Source organism: Phytobacter sp. V69 (genome assembly GCF_965644215.1).
Classification (GTDB): domain Bacteria; phylum Pseudomonadota; class Gammaproteobacteria; order Enterobacterales; family Enterobacteriaceae; genus Phytobacter.
Genome location: NZ_CBFFRL010000338.1, coordinates 1 through 2,965, shown reverse-complemented (window position 1 = coordinate 2,965; position 2,965 = coordinate 1). Strand labels below are relative to the sequence as shown.

General features: G+C 48.5%; 4 protein-coding genes. 2 read left to right on the top strand and 2 right to left on the bottom strand.

Annotated elements, in window-relative coordinates:
• Window positions 1-111: 111 nt before the first annotated feature.
• Window positions 112-279, bottom strand: a complete 168-nt coding sequence (locus ACSZPU_RS24725; protein WP_499004229.1) for a hypothetical protein — start codon at window positions 277-279, stop codon at window positions 112-114.
• 231 nt (window positions 280-510) lie between these two features.
• On the opposite strand from ACSZPU_RS24725, the gene zinT reads away from it, so the two are divergent.
• Window positions 511-1,161: a metal-binding protein ZinT gene (gene zinT / locus ACSZPU_RS24720; protein WP_499004227.1), complete on the top strand. Its 651-nt coding sequence runs from the start codon at window positions 511-513 to the stop codon at window positions 1,159-1,161.
• Between the two features lie 116 nt (window positions 1,162-1,277).
• Window positions 1,278-1,916, top strand: coding sequence for a leucine efflux protein LeuE (gene leuE / locus ACSZPU_RS24715; RefSeq protein ID WP_499004225.1), 639 nt, complete (start codon window positions 1,278-1,280; stop codon window positions 1,914-1,916).
• A gap of 41 nt (window positions 1,917-1,957) precedes the next feature.
• Here the strand turns inward: leuE and ACSZPU_RS24710 are convergent, their stop codons facing one another.
• Window positions 1,958-2,587: an NUDIX hydrolase gene (locus ACSZPU_RS24710; RefSeq protein WP_499004224.1), complete on the bottom strand. Its 630-nt coding sequence runs from the start codon at window positions 2,585-2,587 to the stop codon at window positions 1,958-1,960.
• Window positions 2,588-2,965 lie beyond the last annotated feature (378 nt).

The window sequence follows — 2,965 nt, the reverse complement described above, 5'->3', positions numbered from 1 at the left end:
GCCTCATTTCTCGCTGCCGTCCAGATCAGATGCATCGCTCTCTGGGCTAAAATCTTGTGACGACACTATCTAGAAAGCTCAAATCGTTAAACTTTCTGCTCTGGCGGTGGATTAATCGAGCGCCGGGATCGCCATGCCTTTGAGCTTGATGACGAAGTGATTTTCGTGACGGGTGATTTTCGCGCCGTCATCGCAATATTCGGTTGAGAGCTGGAAAAACGCGTCCGCGTCAACATCGAATGCCAGTTCGATTTCGCTGTGTTTCCCTGAGTTAAGCATTTGATAAACTTGCTTTAGGCTGTGTGCTTTGGCTATCGACATAATAAATAAACCTCAGAAGGGATGGCGCAATGGTTAAAACCTGACCATTGGTTTATAGCAGGGAACGATAAAATTTCCAGCCGATGGACAGGTAGCAGCACATAAGGTTAACAGGCAATTTTTACATCTTGAATAATGATATGTTATATCGTAACATTTGGCCTCTTTTGATGAACTGAGGGACGAATTTTGGCCAGTCATTTTGGAAAAACAACGATAGCTCTGGGTGTTCTGTTATTTAGCACGCATGCATTTGCTCATGACCATCATTCGCACGGAAAACCGCTGACCGAAGTGGAAAAGAAAGCGGCAGAGGGTGAATTCAACGATAGCGACGTGAAAGACCGCAAACTGACCGACTGGGACGGCATGTGGCAGTCTCTGTACCCTTATCTGCAAAGCGGCGATCTTGACCCGGTGTTCAAGAAAAAGGCTGAGAAAGATAAGAGCAAATCCTTTGATGAGATTAAAGCGTACTACCGTAAAGGCTACGCCACTGACATCGATACGATCGGGATTGAGAATAGCGTGATGGAGTTCCATTCCGGCGATAAAGTGAGTTCATGTAAATATGATTACGCCGGGCATAAAATCCTGACCTATACCTCCGGCAAAAAAGGCGTGCGCTACCTGTTCGAATGTAAAGATGCCAGCAGCAATGCGCCGAAATATGTGCAGTTTAGCGACCACATCATTGCGCCGCGGACCTCTGCACACTTCCATATCTTTATGGGCAGCACCTCTCAGGAAGCGCTGCTGGAAGAAATGGACAACTGGCCGACCTATTATCCTTACCAGCTCAAAAAAGAGCAGGTTGTTGATGAGATGCTTCATCACTAACCGAGCCTCTCAGCCCGCTTCGGCGGGCTTTTTGTTCTTCCCTGCGCTTTAGTTTCTCTTCTCGCTCTTGTAGCATATGACCCCGATCGGTTTTAACGGTATTTGCAGGAGGCAAAGTGTTTGCCGAATACGGTGTTATCAGTTTCTGGTCCTATTTCATTGGGGCGATTTTCATTATTTTGGTGCCTGGCCCGAACACGTTTTTTGTGCTCAAAACCAGCGTGGCAGGCGGTCTAAAAAATGGCTATGTTGCGGCTGCGGGCGTGTTTATCGGTGATGCGGTATTGATGTTCCTGGCCTATATGGGCGTGGCGACGCTCATCAAAACAACGCCGGTGTTGTTCAATATCGTTCGTTATCTCGGCGCGTTTTACCTGCTCTGGCTGGGGGTGAAAATGCTCTACAGCACGCTTTCGCGTAAGGCGAAAAGCGTCAGTGAGCATGACGTGCACAAGGGCGATATTTTTAAACGTTCGCTGGTTCTCAGCCTGACCAATCCCAAAGCGATTTTGTTTTATGTGTCATTTTTCGTGCAGTTTATCGACGTCCACTACACCAATACAGGAATGGCGTTCTTTATTCTTGCCAGTACGCTGGAGTTAATTAGCGTCTGTTATTTCAGCTTCCTGATTATTTCCGGATCCTATGTGACGCAGTTTGTGAAGACCAAAAAACGTCTCGCCAAACTTGGCAATTCATTAATTGGCCTTATCTTTGTCGGTTTCGCTGCCCGGCTGGCCACGCTGCAATCATAAATGACACAAAGGCCCGTGTTTTACGGGCCTTCTCCCACCGCTCAGTCAAACCATGCGGGCTTATTATTGGCCGCAATATCCAGACTGACTGTGATCTCTTCCGGCACAATTCGCGTCAACGACAGTTCGGGTAACTCATTAACATCAAAGAAGCCGACATCCAGTGATTCATGGCTAATACTGAGTTCTCCCCCCAGCTCTTCACACAGGAAAATCGCTTTGTAGATATGCCACGGATGGGGAGGGTGATTGTGCAGATTGCGATCCCAGAGACCCAGAAGGCGGGTGGCTTTAACTTCTAATCCGGTTTCTTCGCGGACTTCCCGGCAAATGGCAGATGAGGGCGTGTCGCCAACATCGACCCAGCCTCCTGGCAGGCTCCAGCCGCCATCGTCGGCCTCTTTGACCATCAACAATTTCCCTTCACGCAGCACAATGGCCCGGACGTCGGTTTTTGGGGTGGCGTATCCCACGTCGGGAATATGCAGCGCGGAAAATGTCTCCGCACTGAGATCGAAGTTTGAAGCGAGTAATTCAAAGGCCATCTCGCGCAGCGTTTCGTAGCGTTCTTTGTCGAAGATATCCGGCGAATAGGCCAGTCCTGTTTGAGCAATGGCATGCAAACGTTGCGCCATAAGATGGATATCTTCTTTGGTCAATTCCCGGGACATGCCACGACTCCTCGTCTTAGTTAACCGTGTTTGTGGGCCAACACATAGTAACGTTGTGAGGATTGATTATGCTACGCCACTGCGGATACAGGGATGGGATAAATCTAAACCTGCTTGCCGATAAAGGGCAAAGGTTAGTAGTCGTCATCGGTATCTTTTAATCGGGACCGGATAACGAGTACTGCAAAGAGAATAACGACTGCAAGAATGCCAAGGAACCAACGCATGATGACTACCACTTTTGGTAGGTACGCTTTGTGCGCATGCTAACATTATGCTTGCCAAGGAAAACATTCATTTACTGGGCGGATTCAACTCCGAAGTGCAACGCTAAGCCGCCAATCTTAGCTCTGCAAACACCACAGACGGTTGCCTGAA